The sequence below is a fragment of the Streptomyces sp. NPDC057302 genome, assembly GCF_042667685.1.
Lineage (GTDB): Bacteria > Actinomycetota > Actinomycetes > Streptomycetales > Streptomycetaceae > Streptomyces.
The window spans coordinates 283,217-303,483 of record NZ_JBHUZJ010000001.1 but is presented as its reverse complement, the minus strand read 5'-3'; the positions used below and the strand labels follow the sequence as shown (position 1 = coordinate 303,483).

Here is a 20,267-nt window from a genome sequence, read left to right as displayed (position 1 = left end):
CGGAGTCTCAGTTGCCGACGCCCTTGCCTATGTAGAGCTCGGCGAACGCTGCCGCGGCGGCCGGTGAGCGCAGGATCCTGCGCAGCCGGGCGCCCGCGGTGCCCGCCTTGAACGGGTCGCCCGACGACGTCCCGTGCAGCAGCTCCGAGAGCCACTGGGAGAACTCCTGGTACTGCCACACCCGCGGCAGACAGGCCTCCGAGTAGCCGCTCAGGTCGCTGCCGTCGCCCTGGGCGCAGTAGGCGGCGAGGGCGTCGCCGAGCAGCAGCGCGTCGTGCAGCGCAAGGTTCATGCCCTTCGCGGCGATCGGGGCGGCGAGGTGGGCGGCGTCGCCCGCGAGATACAGCCGCCCGTAGGACATGGGCTCCACGACGTAGTTGTGCATGTCCAGGACGCGCTTCTCGATCAGTCGCCCTTCCGTGAGCGGCGGTGTCCCCGCCGCCGCGAGGCGGGTGTGCAGTTCGGACCAGACGCGCTCGTGCGACCAGTTCTCGGGGTCGTCGCCGGGCGGGCATTCGAGGTAGTAGCGGGTGACCTCGGGGCTTCGGGCCATGTGGGCCGCGAAGCCGCGCGGATGGATGCCGAAGACGACGCAGTCCGATGACGGCGGCGCCTCGGCGAGGAGGGCGAGCCAGCCGATGCCGTAGTCGTGCCGGGCGGTGGTGGCCCGCTCCGTCCCCAGGTAGGTGCGCGTCACGCCGCGCGCGCCGTCGCAGCCCGCGATCGCGGCGCAGTCGACGCGTACGCGCTCGTCCGTCGCCGGGTCGGTGTACGACACCGCGGGGCGGTCCGTGTCGATGCCGTGCAGTTCCACGTCGCGTACGCCGAAACGGATGTCGCCGCCCGCGCGGTCGGCGTAGGCGCGCACCAGGTCCGTCACCAGGAGGGGCTGGGGGTAGACGAAATGGCGGTCGCCCGACAGCTCGCCGTAGGCGAAGCGGTGGCGCTCGCCCGCCCACCGGAACTCGCATGCGCCGTGCGTCTGCGCATGCGTGAGGAGCCGGTCGGCGAGGCCCCGCTGCTGCAGGGCGCGCACCGCCCACTCCTCGATGAAGCCCGCGCGGGGCCGCTGTTCGATGAACTCCCTGCTCTCGGTCTCCAGAACCACACAGTCGACGGAGGCGGCACGCAGGATGTTGGCGACGGTGAGCCCCGCGGGCCCTGCTCCCACGACGACGACGCGGGGGCGCCGTGGTGGCGCGGAGGGCTCGGGAGCCGAGGCGAGGTTCATCCGGGAATTATGACGTGGGCACGACGAGACTGATGACCACCCCGGGCACTTCGGAGGTGGTGCGACAATCTGCCCCGGGGCAGCGGCGCCCCTGCTGTGGGGAGGAGTCGAAGGTGTTGGAGTGGCGATATATCGCCAAGGGCGTGCGGGTCGTTCCCGAACCTGTGGCCACGCCCTTCATCTGGACGGGTGCGTACGCGGGCGCCTTCGCGCTGGTGACGGTCCTCGATCTGCTCGGTGCGCTCGACCGCACGGGGCTCGCGCTCGCGGCCCTCTCGGTCCTTGCCGCGCTGCTCGGCCTGCGGGGCCGCTATGTCGCGGCGCCGGGGACCGCCCTGTTGTGCTGGATGCTGCTGAACTTCTTCGCCGTCCATCCCATCGGGGAGATCTCCTGGGCCGGGCACCGGGATCCCGAGTGGATGGGCTGCCTGCTGGCCGCGGCGCTCATCGGCACGACGGCGGGCCGCGTCCTGCACGCGCGCGCCGCCTACCGCCGCATCAGTCCGTACGACGGAACAGGCTGACCCCGCCTACGGGGGACAGGCGGGCCGGGGGCGTCGAAATCCGCTTTCCGAGGCACGGTGTTGCTTCTACTGTGGCGCGGTGACGACTCAGGTGATCGTGCTCAATGGTGGTTCCAGCTCCGGGAAGTCCGGCATCGCGCGGTGTCTGCAGGCGGTGCTGCCCGACCCATGGCTGGCTTTCGGCTGCGACACGCTGGTCGACGCGATGCCCGCCTCCCTGCGGACCGCGTCGGAGGGGATCGCGTTCGCGCCGGACGGCGCGGTGAGCGTCGGCCCCGATTTCCGGACGCTGGAGGCGGCGTGGATCGAGGGGATCGCGTCGATGGCCCGCGCCGGCGCCCGGGTCATCGTCGACGAGGTCTTCCTCGGCGGACCGGCGTCACAGGAGCGGTGGCGGAAGTCCCTGGGCGAGCTGCGGGTGTTGTGGGTCGGCGTCCGCTGTGACGGCGCCGTCGCCGCGGGCCGGGAGACGGCGCGGGGCGACCGGGTCGCCGGCATGGCCGCATCCCAGGCCGAACTGGTCCACCGCGGCGTGCTCTACGACATGGAGGTGGACACGACGCGCACCGAGTCCCTGGAATGCGCGCGAGCCATCGCCGCCCGCGTCGGCCGGCCCTGAATTTCTCCCTGAAATCACATTCCAGATCTCTGAATTTCTGAGCCGTACCGGAACGCCTGATGGCGTCCGGGGCACCTGGTGCCTGGGACGCCATCAGTTTCAGCGCGTAATTCGGCGCGGCGGCGTGTTCACGCCTGCGCGAGGATCAGTGACCCGGACCGCTGTAATAGCCACCGAGCTGGTCACGGTAGGCAGGGTCGCCGAGGTGCTTCTCCTTGTCGAACTCGGGCGCGTTCTTGATCTGCTCCTTGGTGCGCGAGACCAGGATCTTCCGCTCTTCGTGGTCGATGGCGGTGACGGTGCTCGCAGGCAGCAGCACCTCCTTGCCGAAGATCCACACGCCGGTGTCGACGACGATGTACTGGTTGGCGACCTCGCTCGAGTGCTTGTCGACCTTGCCGATGTGCCCGTCGGCGGCCTCGACCTTGTAGCCCGTCAGGTCGTTGTCCGGGCCGTGTCCGGCGGTGGGAGCGTAGCTCCAGATTTCGTTGCTCATCGAGAACTCCTCAAATTGGTTTTCCCCGTAAAACAGGGATTCGCATAGCGGGAGGAGATGATCAACCTCCAACGCACCGGGTGCCCTGCCGGAATGGGGCCAAACAGAAATTCCGGTCCGGTCTTCGCGGCGTCACAGCGGGCGGCGCGTCACAGCAGGTCCCGGGGAACGGATTCGTTCCAGGACCGCGAGAACACCCGCCGGTCGCCCTCGTAACCGTCCAGGGTGGCGTCCACCCGGAAGTGGTCCTCGTCGCAACTGAGCACCGTCCGGGTCTCCACCCGTACGTCCCAGTCGTCGCGCCGGAAGGACATCGTCCAGGCCGACTCCCCGGTGGCGGAGGTGAAGTCGTCGGCCACGGAGGTGTAGCGCTCGTAGGCCCTGCGGCCGACGTCGAGGCGGATGTCCTCCATGCGCACCGTCCCGAGGTCCTTGACGATCTCCAGCTCCGCGGCGTAGTCGACCAGGTCGCGCTTGACCTGCCAGCGCTGCTCGGGGGCGGTCAGCTGGGTCGGCCTGACGGGCCGCGTGCCCTCCGGGTCGCCGAAGGGCTTCGCGGGCAGTTCGTCGGGCTCCGCCAGCGGGCGCACCGGGAGCGTCAGGGTGCTGGACGACTCGTACACGGTCAGGAGCACCGGCTTGGGCGGCGGCCAGGCCAGCGGCCAGTACGAGGTGGACAGGGACAGACGGATGCGGTGACCGGGCGGGAAGGCCTGGGCGACGCCGTTGAGCGGGATGACCGCGCGGTAGCGGCGCCCGGGTTCCAGGGGGCTCGGGTCGTCGTTGTGCGCCTCGTGGCGGGTGAGGTTGAGCAGGCCGTAGCTGACACGGGTGGCGCTGCCGTCCGGGGCCACGTCCGAGAGGCGGGCCGCGACCATGGCGACGGGCTGGCTGACGCTCAGGTCGAGTTCCACGCAGGGCGAGCCGAGGATCTCCGTGCGCTCGGTCAGCAGGTCGGTCTCGAAGACCAGCGAGCCGCCGTCCTCCTCACGCTGGTCGTAGGGCAGGTCGGGGGGCGCGTTGTAGGAAGCCCACTTCCCCCCGAACTGGCCTACGGACAGCGGTGATTGGACGGAAAGCCCCTCGGCCGGAGCCTCCCCGGCGGAGGTCTCGGGGGCCTGGTCGGACTCGGGAAGCGGCGCGGAGAGCGAGTGGCGCGTGAGCCTCCGCACGACGGGCGTGATGTGCGGGGAGGGCCAGGACGGCTCGCCCACCCAGCGCCCCGGACGCTCCTCGTACGACGTGGACGGCGGCACGCTGTCCTGCATCCACGCCTGCAGCATCGGCCCTTCCATGACGCCGTTGTCGACGCCCTTCAACCAGTGGTCCCACCACCGCACCACTTCCTGGAGGTAGCCGATGGCGGGGCCCGGTTCGCCGAGGTGGGGAAGCTTGTGCGACCAGGGACCGATCAGGCCCTTGCGCGGCACGTCCAGATTGCCCAGCAGCCGTGTCACGGCGTTCGAGTAGCCGTCCGCCCAGCCGCTCGACGCGAGGACGGGGCAGCGGACGGCCGTGTAGTCCTCACAGACCGAGGCGTGGCGCCAGTAGTCGTCACGGCGCTGGTGCCTGAGCCATTGAAGGACCCAGGGGCGGGTGCCCTCCATGCGCTCGTGCCACATCTCGCGCCACCGGTCCCCCACCATGGCGGGGTCGGGCGGACAGGTGCCGTAGGCGAACATGGTGCCCGCTTCGGCGAGGTTGTCCGACAGGAGCGCGCCGCCCATGTAGTGCATGTCGTCGGCGTACCGGTCGTCGGTGAAGGACGCGATGGCGATGGCGCGCAGGCTCTCGGGCTGCCGCGCGGCGACCTGGAGCGCGGCGAAGGCTCCCCAGGAGATCCCCATCATGCCGGTGGTCCCGTCGCACCAGGGCTGGTCGGCCAGCCAGGCGAGCACGTCCTCGGCGTCGGTCTGCTCCTGCTCCAGGTACTCGTCCTTCAGGACGCCTTCGGAGTCCCCGGTGCCGCGCAGGTCGACGCGTACGCAGGCGTAGCCGTGCCCCGCGATGTACGGGTGGTGGATGGAGTCGCGCTCGGCGGTCAGGTCGCGCTGCCGGTAGGGGATGTACTCCAGGATCGCGGGGACGGGCTCCTGGTCGGAGGACGTCGGCCGCCAGATGCGGGCCGCGAGGCGGGTGCCGTCCGCCGCGGGGATGGTGACGTTCTGCTCTTCCTTGGTCTCGTACGGAAGGTCGCTCACATAGCGCAAACCGGGGTCCTCCTTCGTGTTGCAGCGCTCTTCCTTCGTGTTGCGGCGCTCTTCGCGGTTCAGGCGTTCTTCGTCTCGCGGCTGCCCGGCTCGGCCTCGTCGAAGGTGAGGCCCAGGGCGGCCACGCACTGGTCGTACTTGGCGCGCATGTCCTCCTCGTCCTCGCCGCCCGTGAAGATGTGGGCCAGCTCGTAGCTGTAGCTGTCCTGTTCGGAGACGTCCGACAGGCGCTGCCCCTCCTCGACGAGCACATCGACGCGCACCCCCGGGATGCTGCGCTCGATGCTCTCGATGTCCTTGCGGGAGGGGACGTCGTGCACGGTCGCGTCGGCGAACCAGCGGTGGTACCACTTGGCGGCCGTGCGGTAACCGCCCTGGCGGTGCGGCAGCTTGGGGTCCTTGCCGAGCGCGAGGCTCAGCATGCAGTGGTGGTTGGGCACGCCGTCGACGTACTCGAACATCTCCGCGTGCGACTGGGAGTGACGCGGGTTGATCTCCAGGAGGTTGAGCACGTCGGAACTCGGGTCGTAGAAGTACTCGATGCTGAAGGTCGCCGCGTCCATGCCGATCTGCCGCATGACCCGCTCCGACACGTCCCGCAGCCGGCCGAGCACGGGCTCGGGGAGCCGGGAGGGGTACTGGTGGCGCAGGAAGCACGACGAGTCGGGGTACTGGATCGAGTCGATGATGCCGTAGACGGTCACCTGACCTTCGTGGACATAGCCCTCGACCGCGACCTGGATGCCTTCGAGCGCCCCTTCGGCCAGGCACACCTGGCCGCCCACGTCGGCCATCTCCGCCGGCAGCTCGACGCGGGCGAGTATGTCCTCGAACGGGCGCCCGATGCGCCCCATCCCCTCACGGATGCGGTCGGCCGCCTCGGTGAACTCGGCCTGGTCCTTGACTCCGTAGGCCAGTTCCGAGGAGTAGGACAGCGCCGGCTTGAGCCACATCGGGAACTCCATGCCCTCGGGGGGCTTGGGATCGGCGCTCTCCATGTCGACCCGGCCGAACGGCGGATGCGCGTCGGTGACCCGCCGCTGCTCCAGGCGGCTCCAGTACTTGTGCTCGCACTTGACCACGGAGTCAAGACTGGTGCTGCGCGTGCCGTAGCGCTCGCTGAGGATCGGCACGAGCGTGCTGACGGGGAAGTCCCAGTAGCCCACGATCGCGTCGATGTGGCCGTCGAACGCGTCCAGGATCCGCTCGGCCTCGGCGAGCAGTCCGGGGACCGACACCTCGCCGCTCTGTAGCTCGTCGACGGTGAGCAGGGGATGGAAGACGTAGTCCTGCGCGTCGGGCACGGATCGCAGCGTCGGGAGATTCGCCTCGTCGAGGCCGATGACGAAGATGTTGTGCGGCATGGCGCCCTTTCGGTCGTGGGGTGTCGGCAGCTGTCGCGCCGGGGGGAGCAGAGATGGCCGCGTACCCACGCTGTAGTGGCGCAATCACCACCCCTCCTGTGCGCTTCGCCGGCCGCTCGGGGCGGCCACCACACGTGTGCCGCACCGTTCCTCGGGCACCAGGGACGAACGACAGTCGCGGGAGCGAGTCCCCCAGCACCACAAGGAATTCATGAGGCCAGAGAGACACCCAGCCGGTCCGCCACGTCACTGTGCGTCATCACCCGAGTGGTGGCCGCTGCCGGAACAGCGGAGTGTGGTGAGAGTGCCGGGCAGGGAGGGGCCTGAGGGGTTCGGGTGTCGCCCGGCCGGATCCGCAATGATCGGAGGTGCCTGATGGTCGCCGATACGGCCGCGAGCGCTGGCCCCGGGCATCTGCTAACCCTTCCCGGGGTCTACGCGCCACAGGACGACACGGGCCTCCTCGCACGCGCACTGTGCCGCGAGGACATCGGTCCGGGCATGGACGTACTGGACATCGGCACCGGCAGCGGCGCGCTCGCCGTCCACGCGGCGCGGCTCGGCGCCCGGGTGACGGCCGTGGACATCGCCTGGCGTGCCGTCCTGACCGCCCGGCTCAACGCGCTGGCGGCGCGGCAGCGCGTCACCGTCGTGCGGGGCGACCTCACGTCAGCCGTTCCCGGCCGGTCCTACGACTTCGTGGCGAGCAATCCCCCGTACGTACCCTCGCCCTCCGTCCGGCTGCCGCGGCGCGGCGCGGCGCGCGCCTGGGACGCGGGGCACGACGGCCGCGCGGTGGTCGACCGCATCTGTGACGCGGCCCCCCGGGCGCTGCGCCCCGGAGGCGTGTTGCTCATGGTCCACTCGGCTCTGTGCGGCACCGACGACACACTGCGGCGGCTCGCGAAGGCCGGCCTGGAGACCTCGGTGGCCGACCGCGCCCTGATTCCGTTCGGCCCTGTCCTGCGCTCGCGCCGCGCCTTCCTGCGCAGGCAGGGGCTGTTGGGGGACGAGGACATGGAAGAACTGGTGGTCATCCGTGCCGAACGCACCTGAACCCGCGGCCCAGGCACCTGAACCCGCGCCGAGCGCACAGGAGCGGCGCCCGCGCCGCGTCACGATCGACCCCGAGGGGCCGCTGCTCGTCGAGGGGCCGGTCGAAGTGGTCGCGGACGACGGCAGCGTCATCGCTTCCCGGCGCTTCACCGCCGCGATCTGCACCTGCCGCCGCAGCCGGACGTACCCATGGTGCGACACCAGTCACCGGCGCCGGGTCAAGACCGAGGACGCCGACACCAAGGACACCGAGGACACCGAGGACACCAAGGACGCCGAGAACACGATGGGGGAGGAAGCACCCGATGTCCGTTGAGAACCAGACCGCGTCCGACGGCCCGCGTGAGTCGCGCCGCACGAGCCCCGCCCTGCCCGAGCCCCGCGGCATACTGTCCAGCCTCGTGATCAACACGCTGCGTGCCGGGGGCAGTTCGGGACCCCTGCCCATCGACACGCACGACGCCGACCCCTACGGGGACGACCTCCAGCTCGCCCTCTACACGCTCTACGAGCTGCACTACCAAGGCTTCGAGGATGTCCGCGAGGACCTCGAATGGGACCCCGAGCTCCTTGGACTGCGCCGCGCGCTCGAAGGACGCTTCCTCGGCGCCCTGCGCGCCAACTGCCGTTCCACGGACAGCGCCGAGCGCGCCCTGGGCGACCTTCTGCTGGAGCCCGTCGGGTACAGCCGCACCAGTGTCAGCCACCACCTCCAGCGCGACGGCGAGCTGTGGCAGCTGCGCGAGTACGCGGCGGCCCGCTCGCTGTACCACCTCAAGGAGGCCGATCCGCACGCCTGGGTCATCCCCCGGCTGCACGGCCGGGCCAAGGCGGGCATGGTGGCCATCGAGTTCGACGAGTTCGGGGCCGGACGCGCCGAGGACATCCACGCCCGTCTCTTCGCCGACCTCATGGCGGACCTCTCGCTGGAGACGGCCTATGGGCACTACCTCGACGCCGCCCCGGCCGAAGTGCTCGCGACGGTCAACCTGATGTCCCTGCTCGGCCTGCACCGGGCGCTGCGCGGCGCGCTGGTGGGACACTTCGCGGCCGTCGAGGTGACCTCGCCCCCGGGCTCGCGCCGGATGGCGAAGGCCATGCGCAGGAGCGGCGCGGGGCCGGCCGCCGAGCGGTTCTACGACGAGCACGTGGAGGCCGACGCCGTGCATGAGCAGGTGGTGCGCCGCGAGGTGATCGGCGGCCTCCTGGCGAGCGAACCCGGCCTGGAGTCCGACGTGGTCTTCGGTATCGAGGCCACGGGTTTCCTGGAGGACCGCCTCGGCGCACGGCTCCTGGCCGCCTGGCGCGAGGAACGCAGCGCTCTGCGCACGCCGTTGCCGACGGCGGGCTGACGGCCACCGGGCTTTACGGCGGCAGGCGGCAGGCGGCAGGCGGCAGGCGGCAGGCGGCAGGCGGCAGGCGGCAGGCGGCAGGCGGCAGAGCGTCAGGGCGGCAAGGCAGCAAGGCGTCAGGGCTCAGGCGGGCACGGCCTCCCCGCGCACCCGGCCGATCTGCGTCAGCGCCTCCCGCAGGCTGGTGGGCCGCAGCGCGCCGCGCACCGCGGGACCCGCCCAGCCGGGCCCGCCCAGCATGACCACGGAGCGGCCACGGGCACCGCGCACCCCCCAGCGGGTGTCGGCGATGTGCCGGGCCAGCGGGACGCTCGCCGTGGAGCGGGCCTGTGCCCACAGGACGACGACCGCCGGGCCCGTCCTGCGCACCGCCGCCGAGACCGCCTCGACCGGCACGGCCGCGCCGAACATCCGCTGCGGTACGCCGAGTTCACCGAGCGCCGCGCTGAGCGCCTCCAGCGGCAGGCAGTGCTGTTCGCCCGGTACACAGGCAAGCACGAGGGGTGCGCTCGCGGCGGGTGAGCCCGGCGGGGCGGGGGCGGTCGGTGCGGTGGCGCTGCGGTGCAGGGTGCGGGAGACGTGCCAGGACAACAGGTGCTCGACCTCCACGTAACGGTCGCCGGCCTCTTCCCACTTGCGGCCCACCGCGTGCAGCGTCGGCACCATCACCTCCTGCCAGGCGGTGACCAGGCTGTGGCTCTCCACCGCGTCGGTCAGGAGGTCCTGCATGGCGGGGGCGTCGAGCCGTACGGCGGCGCGCGAAAGGCCACGTCGACGGCGGACGAAGGTGTCGGGTGACGCCGCAGGCGCCGGGCGCGCGGGCCGCCTCGGGCGCGGCACCGCGGCCCGGCCGGGTGCGACACCGGGATCGCCGTCGGCATCGGCATCGGCATCGGCATCGGCATCGAGCAGCTTGAGCGCCGCGTGGGCGGCTTCGGCCGGCGCCACGCCTGCCGAGGTGAGGCGGCCCATCTCCTCCACCATGGCCACGTCCCGCTCGGACCAGCGCCGGTGGTGACCGGGATCGCGCAGGGCGGGACCCAGGCCGTACCTGCGGTCCCAGGTGCGCAGCGTCGTCGGTGACACCCCCAGCCGCCTCGCCAGGGACCCCGTCGTGACGCCCGTGCCCGGCGGATCGCCCGCCGGATTCCCCGCCGACTCGCCTGTCTGACCGCGGTGTCGCCCCTCGCCCATGCGGCCACGATACGACGCACAACCGATGCGAGTTGCCGTGCGTGAGCGACTGTTCACAGGATGACCGGATCGCGGCCACGGGCTCGGCGCGACTGCCCTTTTACGTTCGGTCGTACGGCGATTGTGATCACCACGAGGAGCTGACGAAGCGTCGATGAGCACACTGGCGCCACAACCGGCGCGAGGTCCTGCCGGGGGGAGCGCGGAACCGGCCAGGGGCCTCGACGGCGGAGACGAGGCGAGCCTCACGGCGGTGTACCACCGGTGGGCGCCTCTTGTGCAGGCGTTGGCCCAGCGCGCGCTGGGCGACAGCCGTGAGGCGGAGGACATCACGCAGCAGGTGTTCCTGTCCGCGTGGCGCGGCAGGTCCGGCTACCGCCCCGAACTCGGCGGCCCGGCAGCCTGGTTGACCGGCATCACGCGCCACAGGATCGCGGACGCGCTGGCGGCACGCACCCGTCGGGCGGCACTGGTCGAGGGCGCCGTGGAGCAGTACGCCACCATCGATCACCGCGCCCAGGAGGGGATGGAGCCGACGGTCGACCGGGCGCTGATGACCGAGGAGTTGGCGAGGCTCCCGGTGCGGCAGCGAACGGTGCTGTGTCTGTCGTTCTACGAGGAACTCACCCATCCGCAGATCTCCGAGCACACGGGGTGGCCGCTGGGCACCGTCAAGAGCCACGCGCGGCGCGGGATCCGCAGCCTGCGTGCCCGCCTGGAGGACGTACGGGACGATCCCTGAGAAATTCCGGGCGCCGCCGCATCCACGCGCCCGGTTCAAGCGGAAGCAATAGGCAGCAACCCACGACCCTGAGGCCGGCAGGCGTGCCCAGACCCTGCCCTCCTGTACGGCCTCAGCGGAGTCGGTGCCGCTGAGGCTGTCGCCGTTGCCCCCGGAACGGCGGCCGAGCGGGCCGTGGGTGGCGCACGACACATGCGCCACCCGCGGTCGTCGTTCAAGCCTCGGGGCTCTCGGCTCAGGCCGCGTACCCCTTCGGCGGGATCAGTGTGGCGAGCTGGTCGAAGGAGAGCCAGTAGATCTGGTTGCCGCCGAAGGAGGCGGGGTCGGCGATGAGGACCGTGCGGTTCGCGTCGTCGTAGCCGATGACCGTGAAGTAGTGGTAGATCGTCTGGTCCGACGGATAGCCGGGCGGCTGATTGCCGGGCGGGGCCACGATGTTGGTCACCAGGGGGTAGTTGTTGTCGATGTCCAGGACGATGTCGCTCCACAGCAGGTCCTTCTGGGCCTGGGTGGGCGGGTCGTTCGGCATCTCCTTGGTCTCGTACCACCCCGTGCCGAGGTTGGCGTTGAGCACGCCGGTCACCTGGCTGATGTGGTCGGTGCCCGCCTCGGTGGTGCCGAGCTGTGCGGCGAGGGCGCCCTGGCTCGGCGGGGCGATCCGTGCGGACAGGGCGATGCGGGTGGCGGCGGGTCCGCACCAGTAGCCGGTCTCCTGGACCTGGTAGTCGACCGGGAGCGTGTGCGCGCTCGCCGTCCGCGCGCCGCCGATGCTCAGCCGGGTGCCGGGTTCGTTCTGTCCGCTGACGACCGCGGTCCCTGCCTTCGAGCCGTGGCCGAGCACGGACACGCTGTGCGGGTGCGCGGGTCGTGCCTGGGCGGCGGCCGGGGTGAGGAGGGCGCCGACCGCGGCTACGGCGATCGCTGTGGAGACAAGTCTCTTGCGCATACGGGCTCCTGGTGTGACAGGCGTGAGGGATGCGAGGGGAGAACGCGGGGCGTGGCGCCCGCGGGTCACGGGATCGGCGGGACCGAGGGCCCTTCCTGGGCGAGCAGGTCACGGGCGAACTGCTCCCACTGGGCGTAGCGGTCGGGGAAGGCCGACACCTGGACGGCCTGGCAGACCTCGCCCGGGGGCATCGTCTGCCAGCCGTCGATCTGGATCAGCCCGGGGTTGCTGCCGAAGGGGGCCACTCCGTAGAAGGACTTGGACGAGGTGGCGACGTCGGTGATCTGCTCGGGAGTGCCCCAGCCGGTGCTGGGACGCTGCTGGAAGATCCCCAGGGAGTCGTGGTCCACCGGCGTCAGGTAGTTGACGAACTTCGACTCCTGCATGGCTGTCATCAGCGCGATGACCTGGCCCTGTTCGGGTATCTGCGCGCCCTTGCCGACACCGATGACGGTGCGTGCGTTGGCGAGTTCTTCGGGCCCGAGGTCGGCCGCGGTCCGGAAGGCCCGGTGCAGTTCGGCGTCGGGGGCCTGGCGCAGGGCTCTGGCGGTGGCGCCGTCGACCGAGCCGGTCCTGGGCAGCCCGTGACGCTCCTGGAACCACTTCAGGCCGTGCCCGGACGACGCCGCGGAGGCCGTGGGGGCCCCGGAGTGCTCAGCGGCCTGGGCGGCGCCGGGCACGGCACAGAGGGTGCCGAGCACGGCGAGCGAGGCGGCCACGGCCGCGCGGCGGGTGAGGATACGAGTAGTAGTGCGCAACGCCACTCCTTCGTCGGATCGCCATGCGTCCCCTCCTGCCCCCTCCTGTCGTGCACGGAGGTGCTCAGGCCGACGCGCGTTGAACGGCGCGCGCGGGGCGGGGAGTCGGGACACACAGCGGTGGGGGGATGCGTGTGCAACAGCCCGGTCAGCTTCCTTGCATGGCCATGCCAGACGCAATCGATGAAAGCCCAGACTTACGACCCGCAACTGCGCAGCAGTGCGCGCCCTTCCGCGGTCGCGACATGGAGGGAGCGTCCCGCCCTGCGGACCGTGGTCACCAGGCCCGCCGCGCGCAACACCTTGATGTGCTGGCTTATGGCCGGATGGGTGACCGCCAGGAGACGGGCGAGCTCGACCGTGGACGAGCCGGTGCGGACCGCCTTCAGGACGGCGGCGCGTGTGTGCCCGATGAGCGGCCCCAGCGCGCCGTCGGCCGGACGGTCCGGGGGCGTGGGGTGGGTCCAGTCCATCGCGTGGTCGATGGGATACACCAGGACGGGCGGCAGTTCGCCGTCGGCGAGCGTGACGGGCGTGGGCCAGCAGAAGAACGAGGGCTGCAGGGTGATCCCCCGGCCGTCGAGACGCAGGTCCTGGTCCACGGGATAGTCGGCCTCCAACACCGGCCTGCGCCAGCGCAGTTGCGGGCCAAGGCCGGCGAGCAGTCCGTCGGTCCCGCCGTCGAGGAGGCTGTGCAGCCGGATCACGCGGTCGGCGTCGATCTGGGCGTGGATGCGCAGCCAGAACGGCGCGAGCGCCTCAAGGTGGTACGTGTGGAGAGCTTGCCCCAACTGCCGCAGGGCGGCCATGTCTCCGCTCGCCAGCGACTCCGTCCAGCCAGGGAGTCGACGTGTCGCGGCCACCCGGCTCAGATCGGTGCGCAGGCGCATGCGAGGGGTGCGCACGAGGGTGTCGACCGCCGCGTGGAGCGTCTCGCCCTCTCCGTGGGTGGGGGTGAGGAAGTCAGGAGAGCAGCCGTGCGGCGGCAGGAGCGGCGACAGGAGCCGGCAGCTGTCCGAGAGCCGCGGCCGGGCCCACCGCCGCCATTCCCCGAACACCCGTGACCCGTCCCGCCGTTGCAGCGTCTGTACGCTGTTGCTGATCTCCCAGAGGAAGTCGGGACCCGAGGCGACCCGCACCCGTGCCAGGTCCTCGGCCGTGAAGTGCACCCGCAGCATGGCCTGCCCTCTCCCCCTGTGCCCGTCCGTGCCCGTGGCCGCCGCGGTGCCGCGCGGCGGACACCAGGCGATCGTCGCGAGGCGGTCGCTGTCAAGACACCCGGGGGCTGCCGGTGTGGATGCGGGACCGCGTGGCGTACGTACTCATCGGCCGCATCAGGCCTATCAGTCGTAGTCGCCGGACGGCAGCGGCCAGGTCCGCACGCCGGTCGTGAACGACGCCGCGGGGCACACCCTGCCCCACGTCTCCTGGGAGTGCGCACGCTTCCGGGTGTCCATACCGGCGAAACGGCTGCGGTAGTGGCGGCCCTGACGGGTGTGCAGGTGCAGGACGACCGATCCGTCGCCGGGACTGTCGGGCTCCTGGAACGGCGTGGTCACCAGGTGCACGCGACCGACATCGGCCGCCGGGAGTTCCACGACCCCTCCCCCGGCCCTCCGCAGCCGCAAGACGGTCCGGTCACCGGGCACCACGTGCACCGCCACGACGGCGCGGCTGTCGCGCAGCCAGTGGACGGCCACGGGCAGCCCGACGAGCAGCAGGCAGCCCAGCACCACGGCGGCGGTGACGGGTTCGTCGGCGGCGAGCAGCAGCCCACCGGCGCCGAGCCCCACCACGACCGTGACCGCCGCACGCACCACCCGACGCCCCGTATGCGCCTGCCTGTCCACGGCACGCCAGAGCATCTCGCCGTCCACGCCGACGGCATCGGCATCGTCGTATTCCCGCATGCCGCCATGATGACCGCGGGATCCGATGACACCAATGGGGCCGGAACCCTCAAGTTTCGCTCTGAAGAGGCGAGTTGGAGGGGTGTGCACCCCGCCATCGGGCACCACAGCCGAAGGACGGGGTGTCCGAAGGGGGTGGGGGCATGCGGATGTACTTCAGGCGGGCCACGACGGCGGCGGGTGCGCGACGGGCCCTTGGTGTGTACGACGTGGCGTATCTGGCGGGCGGACCACGGCGGGTGGTGGAGTGCGCGGTGGTCGCGCTGGCCGATGCCGGGCTGCTCAAGCTCAGGGCGTCACGGGTGCGGTCCGTGGTCGGGGAGATGCCCGAGCACCCGGTCGAGCGCGCCCTGGCCACGGCGTGCGTGAACGGCCGAAGCACGGCGTCCGTGTGCGCGGACCTGCGGGAGTCTCCGGAGGTGGCGGAGATAGGTGACCGGCTCGCGGACTGGGGCCTGGTGACCAGGGCCCGGCACCAGCTGACCAGGACCGGCAAGCAGCGGCTCCGGGCGGCCGAGGAGGCCGGAGACCTCCCCGCGCACGTTTTCGACGGCCCCGAAGTCCTCCCGCCGGGGACGGTCCGACGCGGTGTCACGGAAGCGCTGACGATTCCGTCCGGCCTCGGGCGGACCCTGATCCGGATGGGCAAGGCCCTGGACCACGATTCCGATCACTCGGACTCCGGCTTCGGCTGCGGGGGCGGCGGAGGCGGAGGCGGAAGCGACTGACGGCGCGGGCCCGCGGGTGGGTCGACGGTCTGTCGTCCCGCCCGCGGGCCCGGAACCGAGTCGCTCCGTACCTGGACCTAGCGCAGGGTGCTGCCGAAGACCGCCGCGGTGTCGGGGGCCCCGACGTCCTTGGGGCCGAAGGCGACGGAGTTCGTGGCGGTCAGGCCCGTGGCGCTGCCGCGCAGCGACCAGACCGCGCCCGCCTGGGCGTTCTCCCTGGTGGACGACACCGCGAGGTCGCGGTGGCCGTCGCCCGTGACGTCGAGCAGCGCCGCGGCAGCCCCGAACTGGTCGTCCGCCTCGGCGACTCCGGGCACGCCCGCCGTGTCCTGGTGGAAGGCCTGGGCGCCGGTGCCGGTCACGCCGTTCGCGCTCCCGTGCACGAGGACGACGGCGCCCGCGTCACCGACGGTCTTGACGTCCTCGCCGGTGACACCGAGCGCGATGTCCGCGTAGCCGTCACCCGTCACGTCGCCGACGGAGACGGCGCTCCCGAAGCCGTCGCCCTCCTCCTCGGCGCCGGGGACGCCGGGCAGGTCCTGGTCGAACTCCTGGACGGCGTCCGCCTTCAGGCCGTCCGCCGAGCCGAAGGCGACCGCGACCTTGCCGTGGTAGCTCTCACCGGCGACCAGGTCGTCGTAGTGGTCGCCGTTGACGTCGCCGACGCCCACCGCCCCCTTGCCGCCCACGGCGTCGCCGCGCTTGAAGCCGGTGGGGCTGCCGTACAGGATGCTGTTGGTCCACCCTCCGTCGCCGGTGTAGTCGTTGACGGCGATGTCGGCGCGGCCGTCGCCGTTGATGTCGCCGACGGCCTGCGGGATCACCGGGCCCTTGACGGAGAGCGGGCCGTCGACGCAGGTCTCGGGCTTCTCACGGCAGACCGGGTTGGGGCGCTCGTCGCTGTCGTAGCTCCACCACTGCGACGCGTCCATGAAGTCCAGCGTGGCGGCCGGGGTGCCGGTGCGCGCGATGGGCCCCTTCCAGAGGCGGGACTTCTGCTCGACCGGGTCGTCCCCGTGCGAGCCCACCAAGTCGAACAGTGCCAGGTCGGTGGTGCCGTCGCCGTCGAAGTCGCCCGCCTGCGGGGCGAATCCGAAGGTGTTGACGGCGGCGGCGCCGCTCGGTCCGCTCTCCGAGTCCCACAGGATCACCGAGCCACCGCCGACGACTCCGGTGCCGATGACCAGGTCGGTGTATCCGTCCTGGTCCAGGTCGGCCTTGGTGAAGTGCCTGCCGAACTCCTGCTTGGCGGTGGCCGCGCCGGGCACACCGCTCGTGGAGCGGCTGATGACCTTCTTCTTGGCCGGGTCGAGGCCGTCCTTGGAGCCGTAGGTCACCACGACGTACCCGGCCTTGGCCTTGCCGGAGACGGTGCCGCCGGGGGCGCCGACGACGAGGTCCGCGTAGCCGTCGCCGTTCAGATCGTCCGTCGCCTTCGCGGCGGCGGCGCTCGCGCGGCCGGTGTCGGCGGCCGGAGTGGCCGCCTGGGCGCTGCCCGCCCCGAGGGACAGGGCCGAGAGGCCACTGCCGACGAGCAGCGATGCGGCCATCAGGGGCAGGGTGCGACGGGCATGGCGACGGGCATGGCGACCGGCATTGCGCCGGGCACTGCGACGGGCTCGCGACATACGGGTTCCCTCGGTTCGGATTGCGGTCGGATGGCTGCCCGGCGGAGTTCATCACCGCTTCACGCAGGCCGGTCACTTGACCCACCACGGTCACCGAAGGTTGTACGACGCCCCTTGCCGCTCAGCCGCCTCACCGGGCCGCCGAGCGGCAGGCCGGTTCGTCGCTCAGGGCTGCTGCGGCACGTTCAGGACGAAGTCGAAGTCCGCCTCCTTCGCGTTGCCGACGTTCCGTACGTTCATGAGCAGCCGGGCGTCGAAGATGGGGTCCGTGTTGTTGCGCGGCTCACCGGGGAAGTACAGCTGGGTCGTGAGGACCGGTCGTCCCGGTGCCTGCACCTTGACGTGGAGGTGGCGGGTGCGGCCCGGATAGAGACCGGGCACGACGGTGGTGAGCCTGAACGCGCCGTTGGCGTCGGTGAATTGGTGCCCGCGGAAGCGGAACCCCGTGTTGTCGTACGTGCCGTAGGTGTCGGCCTGCCAGAAGTCCATCAGGACCCGGGGAATCGGCCGGCAGGCCCGCCCGAAGACATAGCCGGTGACGGTGAGCCGCACGCCCGGGGTGCCGGGCTGGAGGAGCGAGGTGCGCTGGGGGGAGTTGGGTTTGAAGTAGGGCCCTTCCATCTGCGGGGGTGTCGGATCGTCTCCGTCGTCGCAGGCCGGGGTCGCCTCGGGCGCCACGCCCCGCTCGCCCGCGGTCCGGGCCAGGGCGGGCACTCCCATGAGGGCCACGGGCAGGGCCATGCCCACCGCGGCGGCCGCTCTCAGGACGGTCTTGCGGCTGGGGCCGCCACGGTCACCGCCGCCGGCGGATACGCCGCCGGCCTCGGGTATGCCGTCCCCGGTCGTGCCGATCTCGTGCTCCATCGCTCCTCCTGAAGGGGGGGTGGGGTGGGTTCCGGATCGGCTCCGAAGCTATGCGGAGGGCCGGGCGCGGGCGATGGACTCAAGGCGGTGGTCGTGGTGAATATCGCCACCGCCGCGCCGGAAGTCCCCGGGGCTCGCGCCGGTCTCGCGGCGGAAGAAGCGGCAGAAGTAGGCCGGGTCACCGAAGCCGACCCGGGCCGCTACCTGACGGACCGACAACTCCGTACGCAGCAGGAGCCGTTTGGCCTCGTGCACCCGGGCCTGGCGGATCAGTTCACCGGGCGTGCGGCCGGTGGACGCCCTCACGGCCTCGCTGAGGTAGCTCACGCTGACGCCCAGGCGCTCCGCGCAAGCGCGCACGGACCGCGGGGAGCCCTCCGGGGCGCCGAGCAGCGTCACGAACTCCGCCGCGACCGAGCCGGGCCGCGAGGGGTGTGCGGGCGGTGTCGTCGTCGGCCGGTGTGCGGGCAGTCGCGCCGCCCGCACCACCAGGACGTGCAGCAGGGCCCGCAGCACGCCCTGGAATCCGTCGGCACCCCTCTGGTACTCGTCGTCCAGGTCGGCGACCAGGCGCGCGGTCCGCTCGGCGTCCTCGTCGGAAAGTTCGAGCCAGGAGCGCCGCCCGAGCCCGCGCAGCGCTTGGCGGTCCGCGGGGTGGTCCAGGAGGAAGTCGTCGGTGAAGAGGATGACGCGCCCGTCCAGGCCGGTGACGTCCTGCCAGTGGTGGACCTGGCCCGGGGCGATGAAGCAGAGGTTCGGCGGCCGCAGCGCGAAGCGGGTCAGGTCGAGGACATGGCTGCCGGTGCCGCCGGTGACGTGGACGATCTCGTGGAAGGTGTGCCGGTGCGGGAACGGCGCGCGCGACATCGGCCCGATGGTGTCGAACGTGCCGATGGCGAACGGCAGCGCGTTGGGCATGGGCACTTCCAGGCGATGCGTCGGCATGCCCTCCTCACCCGCTGATCCGCTGACCGGTAACCCGCTGTTCCCCTCACCGGGCAAGACCGTTGTGCCGCGCATGCGTACGCTCCCCACCACGACCGGAGGCTGGTCCAGACCAGCCGAATCCCCCACCATGGCATGACGTGGTCACCCGCGGGCAGGGGGAGGCCACGGCCCGCCGGTGAGCCGTGGGGGGCTCCCCGCGTGACAATGGTGGTGCGGAGCACGCCTGGCCGTTGCGGAGAGGCGGGACAGGAATGCCGTACACGACAGTCACCGCGCTGAGCCACCCCGGGCTCGTGCGCGACAACAACGAGGACAGCCTGGCCGTCGGGCCGTGGACGCTGTGCGGGACCACGACCGAGAACCCGCAGACCCTGGGGTTCCCGCTCGGCCTTCCCCTCGTCGTCGCGGTCGCCGACGGCATCGGTGGCCAGCCAGGCGGCGAGGTGGCCAGCGCTCTCGTCGTACGGGAGCTGGCCGCGCTCGGCCCCTCGCTGGACAGCGAGCAGGCCGTTCATGACGCGCTGAGTTCCTGCAATCACGCCGTGTACGCGGCCGCCGAGCGCGACCCGGAGCTGGCCACCATGGGGACGACGGTCGCCGGTGTCGTGGTCCTCGGCAAGGAACTGCTGGTCTTCAACGTCGGTGACAGCAGAGTGCTCGACGTCAGCCGCAGCGGCACCCGCGGGGGAACACTCCGGCAGGTGAGCGTCGACGACAGCCCGCCGCCGGCGCCCGGCCGGCGCACCACGTCCATCGTGACGCAGGCGCTCGGCGGCGCGCTCCGGTTCAGCGCGGTCACGCCGCACGTCAGCACGGTGCCGCTCGTCGGGGGTGAACGCTACTTGGTGTGCTCCGACGGCCTGACCGACCCCGTCCCCGAGGACACCCTCGACGAGATCCTCGCGACCCACGACGGCGGCCGGGCCGTCTTCGAACTGTGGAAGGCCGCCATCGACGCCGGTGGTCCCGACAACGTGACGCTCGCGCTGATCAGCGTGGTCGGCGACGACTGAGGAACCGGGACGGACGGCTGAGGAACCAGGGACTGCTGATGCGATCCCGTAGGCTCGGCGGATGGCGAAGTATTTTGACGTGCACCCCGAGAACCCGCAGCCGCGCAGCATCAGCGCCGTGGCCGACAGCATCCGCTCCGGGGCGCTCATCGCGTATCCGACGGACTCCTGTTTCGCGCTGGGATGCCAGCTGGGCAACCGTGACGGCCTCGACCGGATCCGGAAGATCCGGAACCTCGACGATCGCCACCACTTCACCCTGGTGTGCGAGAACTTCGCACAGCTGGGTCAGTTCGTGCACATCGACAACGACGTGTTCCGTGCGATCAAGGCCGCGACACCGGGCAGCTACACCTTCATCCTCCCCGCGACGAAGGAGGTGCCGCGCCAGCTCCTGCACCCGAAGAAGAAGACCGTCGGAGTCCGCATCCCCGACCATGTCGTGACGCAGGCCCTGCTCACCGAGCTCGGTGAGCCGCTGCTCTCCAGCACGCTGCTCCTGCCCGACGAGGAGGAGCCGCTGACGCAGGGCTGGGAGATCAAGGAACGGCTCGACCACGTGGTGGACGCCGTCGTCGACTCGGGTGACTGCGGCACCAGCCCCACCACCGTCATCGACTTCTCCAGCGGCGAGGCCGAGATCGTGCGCCGGGGGGCGGGCGACACCTCGCGGTTCGAGTAGTG

The 20,267-nt window shown here is 71.5% G+C and carries 20 protein-coding genes and 1 pseudogene; 9 read left to right on the top strand and 12 right to left on the bottom strand.

Annotated features, from left to right (window positions below; genetic code table 11):
* Window positions 1-7 precede the first annotated feature (7 nt).
* Entirely contained in the window at window positions 8-1,231 is a 1,224-nt protein-coding gene (locus ACFUPX_RS01225) for a 4-hydroxybenzoate 3-monooxygenase (protein ID WP_383313798.1), read from the bottom strand.
* 113 nt (window positions 1,232-1,344) lie between these two features.
* On the opposite strand from ACFUPX_RS01225, the gene ACFUPX_RS01220 reads away from it, so the two are divergent.
* Complete coding sequence (locus ACFUPX_RS01220; protein WP_383313796.1) at window positions 1,345-1,755, top strand: hypothetical protein; 411 nt, start codon at window positions 1,345-1,347, stop codon at window positions 1,753-1,755.
* 79 nt (window positions 1,756-1,834) lie between these two features.
* Window positions 1,835-2,374 (top strand): chloramphenicol phosphotransferase CPT, encoded by a 540-nt coding sequence (gene cpt, locus ACFUPX_RS01215; RefSeq protein ID WP_383313794.1) that lies wholly within the window; start codon window positions 1,835-1,837, stop codon window positions 2,372-2,374.
* Window positions 2,375-2,519: 145 nt separating this feature from the next.
* On the opposite strand, the gene ACFUPX_RS01210 is transcribed toward cpt, so the two are convergent.
* The 3 genes from ACFUPX_RS01210 to ACFUPX_RS01200 all read right to left on the bottom strand — a co-directional run bounded on the left by ACFUPX_RS01210 (window position 2,520) and on the right by ACFUPX_RS01200 (window position 6,444).
* Entirely contained in the window at window positions 2,520-2,870 is a 351-nt protein-coding gene (locus ACFUPX_RS01210) for a PRC-barrel domain-containing protein (protein ID WP_383313792.1), read from the bottom strand.
* A gap of 149 nt (window positions 2,871-3,019) precedes the next feature.
* Window positions 3,020-5,080, bottom strand: coding sequence for a CocE/NonD family hydrolase (locus ACFUPX_RS01205; RefSeq protein ID WP_383313790.1), 2,061 nt, complete (start codon window positions 5,078-5,080; stop codon window positions 3,020-3,022).
* Between the two features lie 59 nt (window positions 5,081-5,139).
* Window positions 5,140-6,444: an acetyl-CoA carboxylase biotin carboxylase subunit family protein gene (locus ACFUPX_RS01200; RefSeq protein ID WP_383313788.1), complete on the bottom strand. Its 1,305-nt coding sequence runs from the start codon at window positions 6,442-6,444 to the stop codon at window positions 5,140-5,142.
* 375 nt (window positions 6,445-6,819) lie between these two features.
* Between ACFUPX_RS01200 and ACFUPX_RS01195 the strand changes: the two genes are divergently transcribed.
* From ACFUPX_RS01195 to ACFUPX_RS01185, 3 genes are read left to right on the top strand one after another with little or no spacing between them, the layout of a single operon-like run.
* Entirely contained in the window at window positions 6,820-7,500 is a 681-nt protein-coding gene (locus tag ACFUPX_RS01195) for a HemK2/MTQ2 family protein methyltransferase (RefSeq protein WP_383313786.1), read from the top strand.
* Window positions 7,484-7,816: a CDGSH iron-sulfur domain-containing protein gene (locus tag ACFUPX_RS01190; protein ID WP_383313784.1), complete on the top strand. Its 333-nt coding sequence runs from the start codon at window positions 7,484-7,486 to the stop codon at window positions 7,814-7,816. Before ACFUPX_RS01195 ends, ACFUPX_RS01190 begins: the two co-directional genes overlap by 17 nt.
* Window positions 7,806-8,852 carry an iron-containing redox enzyme family protein gene (locus ACFUPX_RS01185; protein ID WP_383313782.1) on the top strand — a complete coding sequence of 349 codons (1,047 nt, stop codon included), beginning with the start codon at window positions 7,806-7,808 and terminating at the stop codon, window positions 8,850-8,852. The genes ACFUPX_RS01190 and ACFUPX_RS01185 overlap by 11 nt, the downstream gene beginning before the upstream one ends.
* A gap of 123 nt (window positions 8,853-8,975) precedes the next feature.
* On the opposite strand, the gene ACFUPX_RS01180 is transcribed toward ACFUPX_RS01185, so the two are convergent.
* Window positions 8,976-10,046, bottom strand: a complete 1,071-nt coding sequence (locus tag ACFUPX_RS01180) for a MerR family transcriptional regulator (protein WP_383313780.1) — start codon at window positions 10,044-10,046, stop codon at window positions 8,976-8,978.
* A 154-nt stretch (window positions 10,047-10,200) separates the two neighbouring features.
* On the opposite strand from ACFUPX_RS01180, the gene ACFUPX_RS01175 reads away from it, so the two are divergent.
* Entirely contained in the window at window positions 10,201-10,788 is a 588-nt protein-coding gene (locus ACFUPX_RS01175; protein ID WP_383313778.1) for an RNA polymerase sigma factor, read from the top strand.
* A gap of 235 nt (window positions 10,789-11,023) precedes the next feature.
* Here the strand turns inward: ACFUPX_RS01175 and ACFUPX_RS01170 are convergent, their stop codons facing one another.
* From ACFUPX_RS01170 to ACFUPX_RS01155, 4 genes are all read right to left on the bottom strand, one after another.
* Complete coding sequence (locus ACFUPX_RS01170) at window positions 11,024-11,734, bottom strand: C39 family peptidase (RefSeq protein WP_383313776.1); 711 nt, start codon at window positions 11,732-11,734, stop codon at window positions 11,024-11,026.
* A 65-nt stretch (window positions 11,735-11,799) separates the two neighbouring features.
* Entirely contained in the window at window positions 11,800-12,492 is a 693-nt protein-coding gene (locus tag ACFUPX_RS01165; RefSeq protein WP_383313774.1) for a peptidoglycan-binding domain-containing protein, read from the bottom strand.
* A gap of 197 nt (window positions 12,493-12,689) precedes the next feature.
* On the bottom strand, window positions 12,690-13,670 hold the full coding sequence (locus tag ACFUPX_RS01160) for an ArsR/SmtB family transcription factor (protein ID WP_383313771.1): 981 nt from the start codon (window positions 13,668-13,670) through the stop codon (window positions 12,690-12,692).
* A 165-nt stretch (window positions 13,671-13,835) separates the two neighbouring features.
* Entirely contained in the window at window positions 13,836-14,402 is a 567-nt protein-coding gene (locus ACFUPX_RS01155) for a hypothetical protein (RefSeq protein ID WP_383313769.1), read from the bottom strand.
* Between the two features lie 143 nt (window positions 14,403-14,545).
* Between ACFUPX_RS01155 and ACFUPX_RS01150 the strand changes: the two genes are divergently transcribed.
* Window positions 14,546-15,130, top strand: coding sequence for a TIGR04222 domain-containing membrane protein (locus ACFUPX_RS01150; RefSeq protein ID WP_383313767.1), 585 nt, complete (start codon window positions 14,546-14,548; stop codon window positions 15,128-15,130).
* Window positions 15,131-15,207: 77 nt separating this feature from the next.
* Here the strand turns inward: ACFUPX_RS01150 and ACFUPX_RS01145 are convergent, their stop codons facing one another.
* The 3 genes and pseudogenes from ACFUPX_RS01145 to ACFUPX_RS01135 form a co-directional block, all read right to left on the bottom strand.
* A complete protein-coding gene (locus tag ACFUPX_RS01145; RefSeq protein WP_383313765.1) occupies window positions 15,208-16,680 on the bottom strand; it encodes a hypothetical protein in 1,473 nt (490 codons plus the stop codon).
* A 246-nt stretch (window positions 16,681-16,926) separates the two neighbouring features.
* Window positions 16,927-17,499 (bottom strand): annotated as a pseudogene (locus ACFUPX_RS01140) (dioxygenase); the annotation flags it as partial.
* A 171-nt stretch (window positions 17,500-17,670) separates the two neighbouring features.
* Window positions 17,671-18,642, bottom strand: a complete 972-nt coding sequence (locus ACFUPX_RS01135) for an AraC family transcriptional regulator (protein ID WP_383313763.1) — start codon at window positions 18,640-18,642, stop codon at window positions 17,671-17,673.
* 179 nt (window positions 18,643-18,821) lie between these two features.
* Between ACFUPX_RS01135 and ACFUPX_RS01130 the strand changes: the two genes are divergently transcribed.
* Together ACFUPX_RS01130 and ACFUPX_RS01125 are read left to right on the top strand one after the other, a co-directional pair.
* Window positions 18,822-19,583, top strand: coding sequence for a PP2C family protein-serine/threonine phosphatase (locus ACFUPX_RS01130; RefSeq protein ID WP_383313761.1), 762 nt, complete (start codon window positions 18,822-18,824; stop codon window positions 19,581-19,583).
* A 61-nt stretch (window positions 19,584-19,644) separates the two neighbouring features.
* The gene (locus tag ACFUPX_RS01125; protein WP_383313759.1) at window positions 19,645-20,265 is read left to right on the top strand and encodes an L-threonylcarbamoyladenylate synthase; all 621 of its coding nucleotides are present in this window, start codon (window positions 19,645-19,647) and stop codon (window positions 20,263-20,265) included.
* The last annotated feature ends 2 nt before the right edge of the window (window positions 20,266-20,267 follow it).